Here is a 14,124-nt window from a genome sequence, read left to right on the forward strand (position 1 = left end):
CGCGGCCGCCCGGGCCGCGACAGGCCCGGGGGAGTGGTCATGGGCACCGACAGCACCAGGGGCACCACCGGCACCGACGGCGGCCACGATCCGGCCGTCGAGCACGAGAGGACCCGCGCGGCCCTGGCGGACGTGAACGCCCGGCTCGTCCGCCTCCTCGGGGACGTGCCCGACCCGGACGCGCCCTCCGGCCTGCCCGGCTGGAGCGTCGGCGACGCCGGGGCCCACCTCGCCGCCGCCCACCTGGCGTTCTGCTCCATCGTCACCGACGAGCCCATGGACTGGGACGCCCTGCTGCCCGCCGGCGCGCCCACCTTCGCCGCACGCATCCGGGACCTCAACGCCACCTCGATCGCCCTCTTCGGCCCCGAGGAGCGGGCCCGGCTCGGCGAGGTCGTCGCCGAACGCGGCGCGACCTTCCTGCGCGCCACCCGCGGCCTCGCCCCCGACACCCCGGTCCTCGCGCCCTGGTACGGGGAGGGCGCGGAACTCACCCTCGCCACCGCCACCGGGCTGCTGCTCAGCGAGAGCCTGGTGCACGGCCTCGACATCGCCCGCGGCGCCCGGCTGCCCTGGCGCATCGGCCCCGACGAGGCCCGGCTGGTGCTCGGACAGGCGATGCCGACCGTGATGCCGCTGGCCCTGGACCCGGTCCGGGCGCGCGGCGTCGACCTCGCCTTCGACCTCGCCCTCACCGGCGGACCCCGCCTCGCGGTCGTCGTCGCCGACGGGCGGGCCACCGTCACCCGGGACGCCCCGCCCCGGCGCTACGACTGCCGCATCACCGCCGACCCCGCCACCTTCCTGCTCGTCTCCTTCCGGCGGACGCCGATCTGGCGGGCGGTCGCCCTCGGCCGGCTCCGGGCCGGCGGCCGCAGGCCCTGGCTGGCCCACCGCCTCGGCCGGCTCATCGCCAGCCCCTGACGAGCCGCGGCCCCGGGGCTCACTTCCGGACCCGGTCCGACATCACCATCAGGGCGAAACCGAGCGCGGTGACCACGATGTTCGCGAACAGCGCGTGCTCCGCCAGGAACCACACGTTCTCGGTCAGGAAGCGGGTCACCCCCATCAGCCGGAACCAGCCGTCGGTCAGCTCGCGGATCACCCCGCACACCCCGAAGACCGTCAACAGAAAACCCGTGACCTCCAGAAACCTCTTCATGCCCCGAGCATGATCCACCGGCGCCCCGCCCCGCGTCGGCCGCGGGTATCCCCTCCGGAACCTCCCGTACGACCTGAGTCGCGCGCCGCCCGACCTTGGTATCGGGCGGCGCTCCCCGGCCCGCGCCCCGGCGCCCGCCTGCGTACATTTCCGGTATGACACCCGCGGCCCGCCCGGAGCGGCACACCTGGCTGCTCCCCTCCCATCTGGTCCAGGCCTCCCGCGACGGCGGCCGGGACCGGCCGGCGGAGCGGCCCCGGCGCACCGTGCGCGACTGGGTCGTGGACACGGTGATGTTCCTGCTCGCCGCGCTCGTCGGCCTGCTCGCCGCAGAGACCAGCGCGCAGTACAACAGCGAGGCCGTCGCCCTCGCCGACCAGGTCGTCGGCGGCCTCGCCTGCGTCGCGGTCTGGCTGCGCCGCCGCCTGCCCGTCGGCCTCGCCGTCGCCCTCAGCCTGGTCACCGTGGTCGCGCCGACCGCGGGCGGCGCGCTGCTCGCGAGCCTGTTCAGCGTGGCCGTGCGCCGCCCGTTCCGGCAGGTGGCCTGGATCGGGCTGCTCGCCATGGCCGCCTCCACCGTCCAGGTCTTCGCCCGCCCCGACCCCGGCACCGCCACCGCCCTCAACATCGGCGTCGGCGTCGTCCTCGTGCTGCTCGTCACCGCCTGGGGCATGCTCGTGCGCTCCCGCCGCCTCCTCGTCGAGGCGCTGCGTGACCGCGCCCTGCGCGCCGAGGCCGAGGCCGAACTGCGCGCCAAGGAGGCCCAGCGGCTCGCCCGCGAGGCCATCGCCCGCGAGATGCACGACGTGCTCGCGCACCGGCTGACCCTGCTCAGCGTGCACGCCGGCGCCCTGGAGTTCCGGCCCGACGCCCCGCCCGAGCAGGTCGCCCGCGCCGCCGGCGTCATCCGGGACAGCGCCCACGAGGCCCTCCAGGACCTGCGCGAGATCATCGGCGTGCTGCGCTCCCCGGGCGAGGGCGCCGAGGACCGCCCGCAGCCCACCCTGGCCACCCTCGGCACCCTGGTCGACGAGGTCCGCGAGGCCGGCATGAAGGTGGTCCTCGACTCCACCGTCACCGACCCCGACCGGGTGCCCGCCGCCACCGGCCGCACCGTCTACCGGATCGCGCAGGAAGCCCTCACCAACGCCCGCAAGCACGCCCCCGGCACCGAGGTCACCCTCACCCTGCGCGGCCGCCCCGGCGACGGACTCACCGTCGAGGTGCGCAACCCCGCGCCCGAGGGACCCGTCCCGCCCGTCCCCGGCTCCGGGCAGGGCCTCATCGGGCTCACCGAACGCGCCACCCTCGCCGGCGGCCGGCTGACGCACGGACCGGCCCCCGACGGCGGCTTCGCGCTGCGCGCCTGGCTACCGTGGCCCGCATGACCATCCGGCTGATCGTCGTCGACGACGACCCCCTGGTCCGCGCGGGCCTCTCCCTCATGCTCGGCGGCGCCGAGGACATCGAGATCGTCGGGGAGGCCGCCGACGGCGCCGAGGTGCCCGCGCTCGTCGACCGCCACGCCCCCGACGTCGTCCTCATGGACATCCGCATGCCCGGCGTCGACGGCCTCACCGCCACCGAACGGCTGCGCGCCCGGCCCGGCGCCCCCGAGGTCGTCGTGCTCACCACCTTCCACGCCGACGAGCAGGTGCTGCGCGCCCTGCGTGCCGGGGCGGCCGGCTTCGTCCTCAAGGACACCCCGCCCGCCGAGATCGTCACCGCCGTCCGCCGTGTCGCCGCCGGCGACCCCGTGCTCTCCCCGGCCGTCACCCGCCGCCTGATGAGCCACGTCGCCGGCCGCCCCGAGGAACCGCCCCGCCGCACCAGGGCCCGCGAGCGCCTCGGCCTCCTCGCCGAACGCGAGCGGGAGGTCGCCGTCGGCGTCGGCCGCGGCCACTCCAACGCCGAGATCGGCGCCGCCCTGTACCTGAGCGTGCCGACCGTCAAGACCCACGTCTCGCGCGTTCTGGCCAAACTCGGCCTCAACAACCGTGTCCAGATCGCGCTGCTGGTCCACGACGCCGGCCTGCTCGACCCCCCGGACGGCGAGGCCGCCGACTAGGGTGACCGGATGTCGGTCACCGATCTGCGGCAGTACGGCGCGGACTTCACCGCGAACCCGTACCCCGCCTACGCCCAGCTCCGCGCCTCCGGCCCGGTCCACGAGATCGTCACCCCGGAGGGGGTGCCCGCCTGGCTGGTCGTCGGGTACGAGGAGGCCCGCGCCGCCCTCGCCGACCAGCGGTTCGTCAAGGACCCCACCGCCGTCCTGGACTTCGTGCCGCTGGACGTCGAGGTCATCGGCCCGAACCTCCTGACCGTCGACCCACCGGACCACACCCGGCTGCGCCGGCTCGTCGCGGGCGAGTTCACCGCCCGCCGGGTGGCGGCGCTGCGTCCCAGGATCCAGCAGCTCACCGACGAACTCCTCGACGCGATGGCCCCGGCCGGCCGCGCCGACCTGGTCGACGCCTTCGCCTTCCCGCTGCCGATCACCGTCATCTGCGAACTCCTCGGCGTCCCCGCCGCCGACCGCGACTCCTTCCGTGCCTGGTCGAACGAACTCGTCGCCCCCACGGGAGCGTTGACCGAACGCGAGGCCGTCGACGGCTTCGGCGGCTACCTCGACGAGCTCATCGAGGACAAGCGTGCCGGCGGCCCTCAGGACGACCTGCTGTCCGCGCTCATCGCCGCGCGCGCCGAGGACGGCGACCGGCTCTCGCTCCCGGAACTCCGCGCACTCGCCTATCTGTTGCTCATCGCCGGCCACGAGACCACGGTGAACCTGATCGCCGGCACCGTACGGCTGCTGCTCACCCACCCCGACCAGTCGGCCGCGCTGCGCGCCGACCCCGGCCTCGTCGACGCGGCGATCGAGGAGGGCCTGCGCTTCGACGGGCCGGTCGAGGCGGCCACGTACCGCTTCGCGCGCGAGGACGTGGAGCTCGCCGGGACGGTGATACCCGCCGGCTCCGTGGTGCTCGTCGGTCTCGCCGCCGCGGACCGCGACGCCGACCGCTTCGCCGACCCCGACCGCTTCGACGTCCACCGCGACCCGCGCGGCCACCTCGCCTTCGGCCACGGCATCCACTACTGCCTGGGCGCCCCGTTGGCCCGCCTGGAGGGCAAGATCGCCATCCGGTCGCTGCTGGAGCGCTTCCCGCGGCTGGAACTCGACCCCGAAGCGGGCCCGTTGGAGTGGCTGCCCGGTCTGCTGATCCGCGGCACGCGGCGCCTCCCGGTCGTATGGTGACCCCCATGACCTCCGTGCCCGCCGAACTCGACCTCGACCTCGCCCGCAAGGTCCTCGACGCCCAGCCCTTCAGCCGTCTCCTCGGCGCCCGCATCACCGCCTTCGGCGACGGCGCGGCGACCCTGGAGCTCGACCTCCGGGAGGAGCACCGCCAGCAGAACGGATACGTGCACGGCGGCGTGCTCTCGTACGCGGCCGACAACGCGCTCACCTTCGCGGCGGGCGCGGCGCTCGGCCCCTCCGTGCTGACCGCCGGTTTCTCCATCCAGTACGTGCGCCCCGCCGTCGGCGCGGTGCTGCGCGCCCGCGCGAGCGTCGTGCACGCCGGGCGGCGGCAGGCGGTGGTGCGCTGCGAGGTGTTCTGCGCGGACGCGGAGGGCACCGAGACGCTGTGCGCGGTCGCCCAGGGGACGGTGCTCAACTCCGCCTGATCCGCGGTCAGTCCGCCGGGACCTCCGCCAACGGCACCGGGCGGTGCTCCCGGCGGGACAGCTCGCAGGCCTCCGCGATCCGCAGCGCCGCCAGCGCCTCCCGCCCGTCGCAGGGGTTCACGCCCTCGCCGCGCACCAGCCGTACGAAGGCGTCCAGTTCCGCCTCGTACGCCGGCGCGAACCGCTCCAGGAAACCGGGCCACGGCTTCGCGGGCGGCGGCGGGCCCATCGGCTCGACCGACTCCAGCGGGCTGCGCTCGTCCAGGCCCACCGCGAGCTGGGCGAGCTCCCCGGCCAGCTCCATCCGCACGTCGTACCCGGCGCCGTTGCAGCGGGTCGCGGTCGCCGTCACCAGCGTGCCGTCGTCCAGGGTGAGCAGCGCGGCCGCCGTGTCCACGTCGTCCGCCGCGCGGAACATCTCCGGACCGGCGTCCGAGCCACGCGCGTACACCTCCACGACCTCCCGGCCGGTCACCCAGCGCACGATGTCGAAGTCGTGCACCATGCAGTCCCGGAACAGCCCGCCCGACAGCGGCAGATACGCGGCGGGCGGCGGCGCCGGGTCGGAGGACGCCGTCCGCACGGTGTGCAGCCGGCCGAGCCGCCCCTCGGCGACGGCCCGGCGGGCCGCCCCGTACCCGGCGTCGAAGCGCCGCATGAAGCCCAGCTGCAGCTCGGTCCCGGCCTCCGCGACGGCCCGCAGCGCCCCGAGCGTCCCCGGTATGCCGAGCGCGATCGGCTTCTCGCAGAACGCCGGCAGCCCGGCCGCCGCGGCCCGCCCGATCAGCTCCGCGTGCGCCGCCGTCGCCGAGGCGATCACCACCGCGTCGAGCGCGTGTCGCGCGAACAGCGCCTCGACGTCCGGCGCCGCCTCCGCGCCCAGCGCGCCCGCGACCCGCGCGGCCCGCGCCGCGTCGGCGTCCGCCAGGACCAGCGCCTCGACCTCCGGGTGCCGCGCGAGCACCCCCGCGTGGAAACCGCCGATCCGCCCCGTTCCGACCAGTCCGATCCGCATGGCCCCAAGGTCGTGCCCCTCGCCCCGGGTGTCAAGGAAGCCCCCGGCCAACCGCACCGGGCCCCCGCGGACCCGGCCGCACCGGGCCCTCCGCCACCGCTCCCGTGCTTCCCCGGGCTCACCCGTGGGTAGGCCGTCCGCCTGGGACCGGGCCCCGCTGAAGATCGGCGCGCCCCCCATGACCGATACTGCAATGCACGCAGAAGGACACAAAGGAGGGCACGGCCTCGTGACCAGGGTTCCTACAGGAGGGGTACGCGCGGCCGTCGGCGCCGTGCTCGCGGTGGCGCTGACCGCCGCGCTCGCCGGATGCAGCAGCACCGGCGGCAAGCGCGCGGAGGACGCCCGCAAGGCGGCCGCCGCCCAGGGCAGGGCGGCCGTGAACACCCCCCGGTGGACCTTCGCCATGGTCACCCACTCGGGCGACGGCGACACCTTCTGGGACATCGTCCAGAACGGCGCCAAGCAGGCCGCCGTCAAGGACAACATCAACTTCCTCTACGCCCACAGCGACGAGGCGCAGCAGCAGGCCCAGCTCATCGACTCGTACGTGGCGAAGAAGGTCGACGGGATCATCGTCACCCTCGCCAAGCCCGACGCGATGAAGGCCTCCGTCGAGAAGGCCGTGAAGGCCGGCATCCCGGTGATCACCGTGAACTCCGGCGCCGACCAGTCCAAGGCCTTCGGCGCCCTCACCCACATCGGCCAGGACGAGACCGTGGCCGGCGAGGCCGTCGGCGAGGAGCTCGACCGGCGCGGCCGCAAGAAGGCCCTGTGCGTCTTGCACGAGCAGGGCAACGTCGGGCACGAGCAGCGCTGCGCCGGCGCGAAGAAGACCTTCGGCGGCGAGCTGCAGAACCTCTACGTCGACGGCACCAACATGCCCGACGTCCAGGCCTCCATCCTCGCCAAGCTCCAGTCCGACCCGTCCGTCGACGCCGTCGTGACCCTCGGCGCGCCCTTCGCGGACGCCGCCGTCCAGGCGCGGAAGAGCGCCGGCAGCAAGGCCGAGGTCGACACCTTCGACCTCAACGCCAAGGTCGCCACCGCCCTGGAGGCCGGCACCCTCGGCTTCGCCGTCGACCAGCAGCCGTACCTCCAGGGCTACCAGGCCGTCGACCTGCTCTGGCTCTACCGCTACAACGCCGACGTCCTCGGCGGCGGCAAGCCCGTGCTCACCGGCCCGCAGATCATCACCAAGGACCAGGCCGGCGCGCTGAAGGACTACACCGAGCGGGGCACCCGATGAGCGCCGCCTCCCCGCCCACCGACGGCCTCGACCACGTCGACGAGCGCCTGCTGCGCACTTCGCCGGTGAAGAAGCTGCTGGCCCGCCCCGAGCTGGGCTCGGTGGTCGGCGCCGTCGCCGTCTTCGCCTTCTTCGCGATCGTCGCGGACAGCTTCCTGCGCGCCTCCAGCCTGGGCACGGTGCTGTACGCGGCCTCCACCATCGGCATCATGGCCGTGCCGGTCGCGCTGCTCATGATCGGCGGCGAGTTCGACCTCTCGGCAGGCGTCCTCGTCACCAGCTCGGCGCTGATCTCCTCGATGTTCAGCTACCAGATGACCGCGAACGTCTGGGTCGGCGTCGGCGTCTCGCTGCTCGCCACCCTCGCCATCGGCGCGTTCAACGGCTTCATGCTGACCCGCACCAAGCTGCCCAGCTTCATCATCACGCTGGGCACCTTCCTCATGCTGACCGGCCTGAACCTCGGCTTCACCAAGCTGATCAGCGGCACCGTCTCCACCAAGTCGATCGCCGACATGGAGGGCTTCCCCTCCGCCCGCAAGCTCTTCGCCTCCACCTGGACGGTCGGCGGGGTCGAGCTCAAGGTCACCATCCTGTGGTGGTTCGCCCTGGTCGCCGTCGCCACCTGGATCCTGCTCCGCACCCGCTTCGGCAACTGGATCTTCGCCGTCGGCGGCGGCGCCGACGCCGCCCGCGCGGTCGGCGTCCCGGTCTACAAGACCAAGATCGGCCTCTACATGGGCGTCGCCCTGTGCGCCTGGATCTCCGGCCAGCACCTGCTCTTCTCGTTCGACGTCGTCCAGTCCGGCGAGGGCGTCGGCAACGAGCTGATCTACATCATCGCGGCCGTCATCGGCGGCTGTCTGATCACCGGCGGCTACGGCTCCGCCATCGGCTCCGCGGTCGGCGCCCTCATCTTCGGCATGACCGGCAAGGGCATCGTGTACGCGGAGTGGAACCCCGACTGGTTCAAGTTCTTCCTGGGCGCCATGCTGCTGCTCGCGACCCTCCTGAACGCCTGGATCCGCAAGCGCGTGGAGGCGGCCAAGTGACGACCGAGACCGTGCCCGAGACCGGCGCCAGCCCGCTCGTCGAGCTCGACGCCGTCAGCAAGTACTACGGCAACATCCGCGCCCTCGAAGGGGTCTCCCTGGAGGTGAACGCGGGGGAGATCTCCTGCGTCCTCGGCGACAACGGCGCCGGCAAGTCCACCCTCATCAAGATCGTCGCCGGCCTGCACCGGCACGACGCCGGCAGCTTCCGCATCGAGGGCGAGGAGGTCACCCTCGCCAACCCGCGCGACGCCCTCGACCGCGGCATCGCCACCGTCTACCAGGACCTCGCCGTGGTCCCGCTGATGCCCGTCTGGCGCAACTTCTTCCTCGGCTCCGAGCCCACCCTCGGCAAGGGCCCCTTCAAGCGCCTCGACGTCGCGACCATGCGGGAGACCACCCGTACGGCTCTGCTGCGCATGGGCATCGACCTGCGCGACGTCGACCAGCCCATCGGCACCCTCTCCGGCGGCGAGCGCCAGTGCGTGGCCATCGCCCGCGCCGTGCACTTCGGCGCCAAGGTCCTGGTCCTCGACGAGCCGACCGCCGCCCTCGGCGTCAAGCAGTCCGGCGTGGTCCTCAAGTACGTCGCGGCCGCACGTGACCAGGGCCTCGGCGTGGTCCTCATCACCCACAACCCGCACCACGCCTACCTCGTCGGCGACCGCTTCGTCCTCCTGAAGCGCGGCGTCATGGCGGGCAGCCACACCAAGGACTCCATCACCCTCGACGAGTTGACCCGCCAGATGGCCGGCGGCAGCGAGCTCGAGGACCTCCGCCACGAACTGGAACGGCCCTCCGGTTCGTAACGCGCCCCTCACACCCCACCTGGCAGAATCGAGCCGATGAGTACCTACCGTGACCTGACGCTCAGGGGCGCCTCCCGCGGCACCGTCCTGCGGACCGTCGGCACCCGGGAGCGGCGCTCGCACCTCACCGCGCCCCGCGTGCCGACCGTCGGCATCGACATCGGCGGTACGAAGGTGATGGCCGGGGTCGTCGACGCCGACGGCAACATCCTGGAGAAGGTCCGCACCGAGACCCCCGACAAGTCCAAGAGCCCCAAGGTCGTCGAGGACACCATCGTCGAGCTGGTCCTGGACCTCTCCGACCGGCACGACGTGCACGCCGTCGGCATCGGCGCGGCCGGCTGGGTCGACGCCGACCGGGCCCGGGTGCTCTTCGCCCCCCACCTCGCCTGGCGCAACGAGCCGCTCCGGGACGCCCTCCAGGACCGGCTCGCCGTCCCCGTCATGGTGGACAACGACGCCAACACCGCCGCCTGGGCCGAGTGGCGCTTCGGCGCCGGCCGCGGCGAGGACCACCTCGTCATGATCACCCTCGGCACCGGCATCGGCGGCGCCATCCTGGAGGACGGGCAGGTCAAGCGCGGCAAGTACGGCGTGGCCGGCGAGTTCGGCCACATGCAGGTCGTCCCCGGCGGCCACCGCTGCCCGTGCGGCAACCGCGGCTGCTGGGAGCAGTACAGCTCCGGCAACGCGCTGGTCCGCGAGGCCCGCGAGCTGGCCGCCGCCGACTCCCCGGTCGCCCACGGCATCATCGAGCGGGTCAAGGGCAGCGTCCCCGACATCACCGGCCCGCTCATCACCGAGCTCGCCCGCGAGGGCGACGCCATGTGCGTCGAGCTGCTCCAGGACATCGGCCAGTGGCTCGGCGTCGGCCTGGCCAACCTCGCCGCCGCCCTCGACCCCTCCTGCTTCGTCATCGGCGGCGGCGTCTCCGCCGCCGACGACCTGCTCATCGGCCCCGCCCGGGACGCCTTCCGCCGTCACCTCACCGGCCGCGGCTACCGCCCCGAGGCCCGGATCGCCCGCGCCCAGCTCGGCCCCGAGGCCGGCATGGTCGGCGCCGCCGACCTCGCCCGCCTCGTCGCCCGCCGCTTCCGCCGCGCCAACCGCCGCCGGGTCGAGCGCTACGAGCGCTACGGCCGCTACGCCCAGGCCCTGCGCGGCGCCACCACCGAGCGCGGCACCCGCCCCACCCAGGACCCGCAGTCATGACCCTGCCCCACCCGACCCTGCCGCCGGAGCACACCGAGCAGGGCGAACTCCCCGCCGTCACGACCGCCGGGAAGCTCCCGGAGGAGCGCGGCCACATGCTGCGCCGCCGGGTGCTCACCCTGCTCACCATCGTGCTGCTCATCGGCATCCCCGCCGGCTATCTGGTGATCTCCGCCGGCCAGAGCCGCGACAGCGGCCGGGACAAGGAGCGCGAGTCCTCCGTCGTCGGCCTCCAGAACAACTGGCCCTCCCAGATGAAGCGCCGGGTCTTCGAGATCCCGATCCCCACCGGCGCCTGGCACGTCGCCTACTACGAGACCAGCAACTGGAAGACCAGCCGCCTCTACGTCCACTTCACCACCACGGCCGCGGGCCTCGACACCTTCCTCGCCGACAGCGGCGGCAGCCGCGCCGCCCTGAGGCCGGGCGAGGTGACCGTCGGCAGCCGCGACGCCGACATCGTCGGCTGGAACTTCACCCCCGACCGCGCCTGGTCCGGCGTCACCGTCACCCGCGAGCGCCCGCGCCCCCACACCGACATCACCGTCGACCTCACGGACCCGGCCTTCCCGCACGTGTACGTGGTCTCGACGACCTCCCCCTGAGCGCCCGCGCGCCGGGTACGGCGCGGGGGAGGGGGTGGGCGATGCGTCCCGGGTACGGCGCGGGGGTGGGGTGATGTGCTCTGGGTACGGCGCCGGGCGCGGCTGAGTAGCCCGACTCAGGCGGCCGGGGCCCGCCCGGGCCGAGCATGGCGGCAGGAACGTCGCCGACCTCGGGGGGACCCCATGCTCAGCCGCCTTTCCGGACACCTGCTGCCGGCCTTCGCCCGCCTCGGCGTCACCACCGACCCGCGGGCCGCCCTCGCACCCGGCACCCTCCTGGTCGCCAACCACACCTCGCTCGCCGACCCGGCGGTCGTCCTCGCCGCCCTGCACCGGCTCGGCGTCGAACCCGTCGTCGCCGCCACCGCCGGCCTCTGGAAGGTGCCCTGGCTCGGCCGGGCCCTGGCCCGCGAGGGCCACATCCCGGTGCACCGGGGCAGCGCCCGCGCCGCCGAGGCGCTCGACCGCGTGGCCGAGGCGCTCGCCGCGGGCCGGCTGGTGCTCATCTACCCCGAGGGCGGACTGCCCGCCCGCAAGGACGCCGCCGAGGCGCCCCCCGAGGCCTTCCGCAGCGGCATCGCCCGGCTCTCCCTGCGCACCGGCGCCCCGCTCGTCCCGATCGGCCAGGCCGGCGCCCGCCGGCTGATCTCCGGCGGCCCGGCCAAGCAGCTCGCCGGCCTCGCCACCGCCCCGCTGCGCCGCCCCGACCTCCACGTCCACGTCGGCCGCCCGCTCTCCCTCACGGGCGACGCCCCGGCCCGTACCGCCCGGGCGCACCGCGCGGTCACCGCCGCCTGGCGGGAGGCCGCCGCCCGGCTCGGCGAACCGGCCGCCACGGCCGCCGTGCTCCCGCTGCCCGCGCCCGCGCCCGCGCCGGCGGGGGAGGGGGCCCAGTCGGGCCGGGCGGCCGCCTGAGCCCCCGACGCCGCCGGACGAACGCGGAACGGCGCGGAAACGAGAGCCGGGGCCCGCTCACCCCGGGACCCGCCGCCCGCGGACACCGCGTCCCCACCCGCCCGGACGTCACGGGGCGTGAGGGCGGTGAGGGCGGTCCGGAAGACCGAGGCGCTGATCCTCATGCCGGCACCCCCGCCGCGGCGCGGGCCCGAGCGCGGAGCGTCCGGGTCGTTCCACGAGTTGTCGACCGGGGCATGGGAAGGACGCGAGGACCTGACATCATGTGAGGCTGAAACTCACCAAGGGGTGAGCTCCGCCACACCTCTGACGTGCGGAAAGGTAGCGGTCGGCGACCCGGCGGGGGGCCGGTGCGGACGGCGTGGCCGTGCCCCGGCCGCCGGGCCGGTCCTGAGAGATGAGAGGGTCTAGCGGGTGAGCGAGACACCGACGAACACCCTGCAATACCGTGTCGACGGGCGAGAGGACGCCCCGGTCCTGGTCCTGGGGCCGTCACTGGGCACCACCTGGCACATGTGGGACCGCCAGATCCCCGAACTGACCCGCTCCTGGCGGGTCGTCCGCTTCGACCTGCCCGGTCACGGCGGCGCCCCGGCGCACCCCGCCGACTCGGTCGCCGAGCTCGGGGACCGGCTGCTCGCCACCCTGGACGAGCTCGGCATCCAGCGCTTCGGCTACGCGGGCTGCGCGCTCGCCGGCGCGATCGGCCTCGACCTCGCGCTGCGCGCCCCGCACCGGGTCGCCTCGCTCGCCCTGGTCGCCACCTCGCCCCGCTTCGGCACCCCCGACGAGTTCCGCCAGCGCGGTGTCCTCGTGCGCACCAACGGCCTCGAACCGATGGCCCGCACCGCGCCCGAACAGTGGTTCACCCCGGCCTTCGCCGGCGCCCAGCCGGCCATCGTCGACTGGGCCGTGCAGATGGTCCGCACCACCGACCCCGGCTGCTACATCGCCGCCTGCGAGGCGCTGGCCGTCTTCGACGTCCGCGAGGCCCTGGAGCGGATCGGCATCCCCGTGCTCGTCCTGGTCGGCGCCGACGACCGGATCACCGGCCCCGCCGAGGCCCGCACCCTGGTCGCCGGGATAGCGGACGCCCGGCTCGCCGTCGTGCCCGGCGCCTCCCACCTCGCGCCCGTCGAGCAGCCCGCCGCCGTCACCGAGCTGCTCACCGGCCACTTCGCCCCGCTCGCCCAGGAGTCCACCGGCTCCCTTGCGGTGCCCGGCGTGCCGCCGGTCTCCGCGCCCGTCGTCCCGGCCGGCGAGCTCGCCCCCGCGGCCCCCGCCGAGGAGGCGGACGCCCGCCCCGACCCGTACGAGAGCGGGCTCAAGCTGCGCCGCGAGGTGCTCGGCGACGCCCACGTCGACGAGGCCCTCGCCGACCCCTTCGGCACCGAGCTGCAGAGCCTCGTCACCCGCTTCGCCTGGGGCGAGGTGTGGAGCCGCGAGGGCCTCGACCGGCGCACCCGCAGCGCCGTCACCCTCGCCGCCCTCATCACCGGCGGCCACCACGAGGCCCTCGCCGACCACACCCGCGCCGCCCTCCGCAACGGCCTCACCCCCGACGAACTGCGCGAGATCCTCCTCCAGACCGCCCTCTACTCCGGCCTCCCGGCCGCGGAGAGCGCGCAGCGCGTCGTCCGCCGCGTGATCGAGGAGTACACCACCCCACCGGCCTGACCGCCGGGCCCGTCGGCGGGGAGCCGCGCCTCCCCGCCGGCGGGCAGTCCCCGCCTCCGGCCGGATCGCCGGGACACCCCCTAGGCTCGGCCCCGTGAAGCTGACGAAGAACACTCACGCCTGTGTCCGTCTGGAGAAGGACGGGCGGACGCTCGTCATCGATCCCGGGATGTTCACCGAGGAGGACGCCGCCCTCGGCGCGGACGTGCTGCTCGTGACGCACGAGCATCCCGACCACTTCGACGAGGGGCGGCTGCGGGCCGCGCTCGACGGGAATCCGGCGGCCGAGCTGTGGACGCTGCGGAGCGTCGCCGAGCAGCTGACGGCGGCGTTTCCCGGGCGGGTGCACACCGTGGGGGACGGGGACGCCTTCGAGGCGTGCGGGTTCGACGTGCAGGTGCACGGGGAGCTGCACGCCGTGATCCACCCGGACATCCCGCGCATCACCAACGTCGGCTTCCTCGTCGACGGCGCCGTCTTCCACCCCGGCGACGCCCTCACCGTGCCCGGCCGGCCGGTGGAGACGCTGTTCCTGCCGGTCATGGCACCGTGGAACAAGATCTCCGAGGTGATCGACTACGTGCGCGAGGTGAAGCCGGCGCGCGCCTACGACATCCACGACGCCCTCCTCACCGACCTGGCCCGCCCGATCTACGACCGCCAGATCGGGGCCCTCGGCGGCACCGACCACCGCCGGCTCGCCCCGGGCGACTCGGCCGAGATCTGAGAGTCGGCGGG

15 protein-coding genes are annotated in these 14,124 nt (G+C 74.6%); 13 read left to right on the forward strand and 2 right to left on the reverse strand.

Annotated features, from left to right (window positions below; genetic code table 11):
* Nucleotides 1-39 precede the first annotated feature (39 nt).
* Entirely contained in the window at nucleotides 40-924 is an 885-nt protein-coding gene (locus ACIGW2_RS25250; protein WP_399846109.1) for a maleylpyruvate isomerase family mycothiol-dependent enzyme, read from the forward strand.
* Between the two features lie 19 nt (nucleotides 925-943).
* Here the strand turns inward: ACIGW2_RS25250 and ACIGW2_RS25255 are convergent, their stop codons facing one another.
* Complete coding sequence (locus ACIGW2_RS25255) at nucleotides 944-1,162, reverse strand: hypothetical protein (protein WP_391656571.1); 219 nt, start codon at nucleotides 1,160-1,162, stop codon at nucleotides 944-946.
* A gap of 155 nt (nucleotides 1,163-1,317) precedes the next feature.
* On the opposite strand from ACIGW2_RS25255, the gene ACIGW2_RS25260 reads away from it, so the two are divergent.
* From ACIGW2_RS25260 to ACIGW2_RS25275, 4 genes are read left to right on the forward strand one after another with little or no spacing between them, the layout of a single operon-like run.
* Nucleotides 1,318-2,550 (forward strand): sensor histidine kinase, encoded by a 1,233-nt coding sequence (locus ACIGW2_RS25260; protein ID WP_399846113.1) that lies wholly within the window; start codon nucleotides 1,318-1,320, stop codon nucleotides 2,548-2,550.
* A complete protein-coding gene (locus ACIGW2_RS25265) occupies nucleotides 2,547-3,230 on the forward strand; it encodes a response regulator (protein WP_391656569.1) in 684 nt (227 codons plus the stop codon). The genes ACIGW2_RS25260 and ACIGW2_RS25265 overlap by 4 nt, the downstream gene beginning before the upstream one ends.
* Nucleotides 3,231-3,239: 9 nt before the next feature.
* Nucleotides 3,240-4,421, forward strand: a complete 1,182-nt coding sequence (locus ACIGW2_RS25270) for a cytochrome P450 (RefSeq protein WP_399846117.1) — start codon at nucleotides 3,240-3,242, stop codon at nucleotides 4,419-4,421.
* A gap of 5 nt (nucleotides 4,422-4,426) precedes the next feature.
* Nucleotides 4,427-4,852, forward strand: a complete 426-nt coding sequence (locus tag ACIGW2_RS25275; RefSeq protein ID WP_399846120.1) for a PaaI family thioesterase — start codon at nucleotides 4,427-4,429, stop codon at nucleotides 4,850-4,852.
* Between the two features lie 7 nt (nucleotides 4,853-4,859).
* Here the strand turns inward: ACIGW2_RS25275 and ACIGW2_RS25280 are convergent, their stop codons facing one another.
* On the reverse strand, nucleotides 4,860-5,867 hold the full coding sequence (locus ACIGW2_RS25280; RefSeq protein WP_399846123.1) for a Gfo/Idh/MocA family oxidoreductase: 1,008 nt from the start codon (nucleotides 5,865-5,867) through the stop codon (nucleotides 4,860-4,862).
* A gap of 229 nt (nucleotides 5,868-6,096) precedes the next feature.
* Between ACIGW2_RS25280 and ACIGW2_RS25285 the strand changes: the two genes are divergently transcribed.
* The 8 genes from ACIGW2_RS25285 (at nucleotide 6,097) to ACIGW2_RS25320 (ending at nucleotide 14,113) form a co-directional block, all read left to right on the forward strand.
* The gene (locus tag ACIGW2_RS25285; RefSeq protein ID WP_391656566.1) at nucleotides 6,097-7,116 is read left to right on the forward strand and encodes a sugar ABC transporter substrate-binding protein; all 1,020 of its coding nucleotides are present in this window, start codon (nucleotides 6,097-6,099) and stop codon (nucleotides 7,114-7,116) included.
* Nucleotides 7,113-8,168, forward strand: a complete 1,056-nt coding sequence (locus ACIGW2_RS25290; protein ID WP_391656565.1) for an ABC transporter permease — start codon at nucleotides 7,113-7,115, stop codon at nucleotides 8,166-8,168. Before ACIGW2_RS25285 ends, ACIGW2_RS25290 begins: the two co-directional genes overlap by 4 nt.
* Nucleotides 8,165-8,977: an ATP-binding cassette domain-containing protein gene (locus tag ACIGW2_RS25295; protein ID WP_361577822.1), complete on the forward strand. Its 813-nt coding sequence runs from the start codon at nucleotides 8,165-8,167 to the stop codon at nucleotides 8,975-8,977. Before ACIGW2_RS25290 ends, ACIGW2_RS25295 begins: the two co-directional genes overlap by 4 nt.
* 36 nt (nucleotides 8,978-9,013) lie before the next feature.
* Nucleotides 9,014-10,189 (forward strand): ROK family glucokinase, encoded by a 1,176-nt coding sequence (locus tag ACIGW2_RS25300; RefSeq protein ID WP_391656564.1) that lies wholly within the window; start codon nucleotides 9,014-9,016, stop codon nucleotides 10,187-10,189.
* Entirely contained in the window at nucleotides 10,186-10,794 is a 609-nt protein-coding gene (locus ACIGW2_RS25305) for a hypothetical protein (protein ID WP_391656563.1), read from the forward strand. Before ACIGW2_RS25300 ends, ACIGW2_RS25305 begins: the two co-directional genes overlap by 4 nt.
* A gap of 183 nt (nucleotides 10,795-10,977) precedes the next feature.
* Nucleotides 10,978-11,709: a lysophospholipid acyltransferase family protein gene (locus ACIGW2_RS25310; RefSeq protein WP_399846130.1), complete on the forward strand. Its 732-nt coding sequence runs from the start codon at nucleotides 10,978-10,980 to the stop codon at nucleotides 11,707-11,709.
* Between the two features lie 414 nt (nucleotides 11,710-12,123).
* Nucleotides 12,124-13,386 (forward strand): alpha/beta fold hydrolase, encoded by a 1,263-nt coding sequence (locus ACIGW2_RS25315; protein ID WP_392172492.1) that lies wholly within the window; start codon nucleotides 12,124-12,126, stop codon nucleotides 13,384-13,386.
* A gap of 94 nt (nucleotides 13,387-13,480) precedes the next feature.
* Complete coding sequence (locus tag ACIGW2_RS25320) at nucleotides 13,481-14,113, forward strand: MBL fold metallo-hydrolase (protein WP_391656130.1); 633 nt, start codon at nucleotides 13,481-13,483, stop codon at nucleotides 14,111-14,113.
* Nucleotides 14,114-14,124 lie beyond the last annotated feature (11 nt).

It is taken from the genome of Streptomyces sp. NPDC053541 (assembly GCF_044544705.1).
In the GTDB taxonomy this organism is placed as follows: domain Bacteria; phylum Actinomycetota; class Actinomycetes; order Streptomycetales; family Streptomycetaceae; genus Streptomyces.

What these genes read in the sequence shown, in the direction of transcription:
- ACIGW2_RS25250 (WP_399846109.1), top strand. Translation starts at nt 40, where the DNA reads ATGGGCACCGACAGCACCAGGGGCACCACCGGCACCGACGGCGGCCAC.
- ACIGW2_RS25255 (WP_391656571.1), bottom strand. Translation starts at nt 1,162, where the DNA reads ATGAAGAGGTTTCTGGAGGTCACGGGTTTTCTGTTGACGGTCTTCGGG.
- ACIGW2_RS25260 (WP_399846113.1), top strand. Translation starts at nt 1,318, where the DNA reads ATGACACCCGCGGCCCGCCCGGAGCGGCACACCTGGCTGCTCCCCTCC.
- ACIGW2_RS25265 (WP_391656569.1), top strand. Translation starts at nt 2,547, where the DNA reads ATGACCATCCGGCTGATCGTCGTCGACGACGACCCCCTGGTCCGCGCG.
- ACIGW2_RS25270 (WP_399846117.1), top strand. Translation starts at nt 3,240, where the DNA reads ATGTCGGTCACCGATCTGCGGCAGTACGGCGCGGACTTCACCGCGAAC.
- ACIGW2_RS25275 (WP_399846120.1), top strand. Translation starts at nt 4,427, where the DNA reads ATGACCTCCGTGCCCGCCGAACTCGACCTCGACCTCGCCCGCAAGGTC.
- ACIGW2_RS25280 (WP_399846123.1), bottom strand. Translation starts at nt 5,867, where the DNA reads ATGCGGATCGGACTGGTCGGAACGGGGCGGATCGGCGGTTTCCACGCG.
- ACIGW2_RS25290 (WP_391656565.1), top strand. Translation starts at nt 7,113, where the DNA reads ATGAGCGCCGCCTCCCCGCCCACCGACGGCCTCGACCACGTCGACGAG.
- ACIGW2_RS25300 (WP_391656564.1), top strand. Translation starts at nt 9,014, where the DNA reads ATGAGTACCTACCGTGACCTGACGCTCAGGGGCGCCTCCCGCGGCACC.
- ACIGW2_RS25305 (WP_391656563.1), top strand. Translation starts at nt 10,186, where the DNA reads ATGACCCTGCCCCACCCGACCCTGCCGCCGGAGCACACCGAGCAGGGC.
- ACIGW2_RS25310 (WP_399846130.1), top strand. Translation starts at nt 10,978, where the DNA reads ATGCTCAGCCGCCTTTCCGGACACCTGCTGCCGGCCTTCGCCCGCCTC.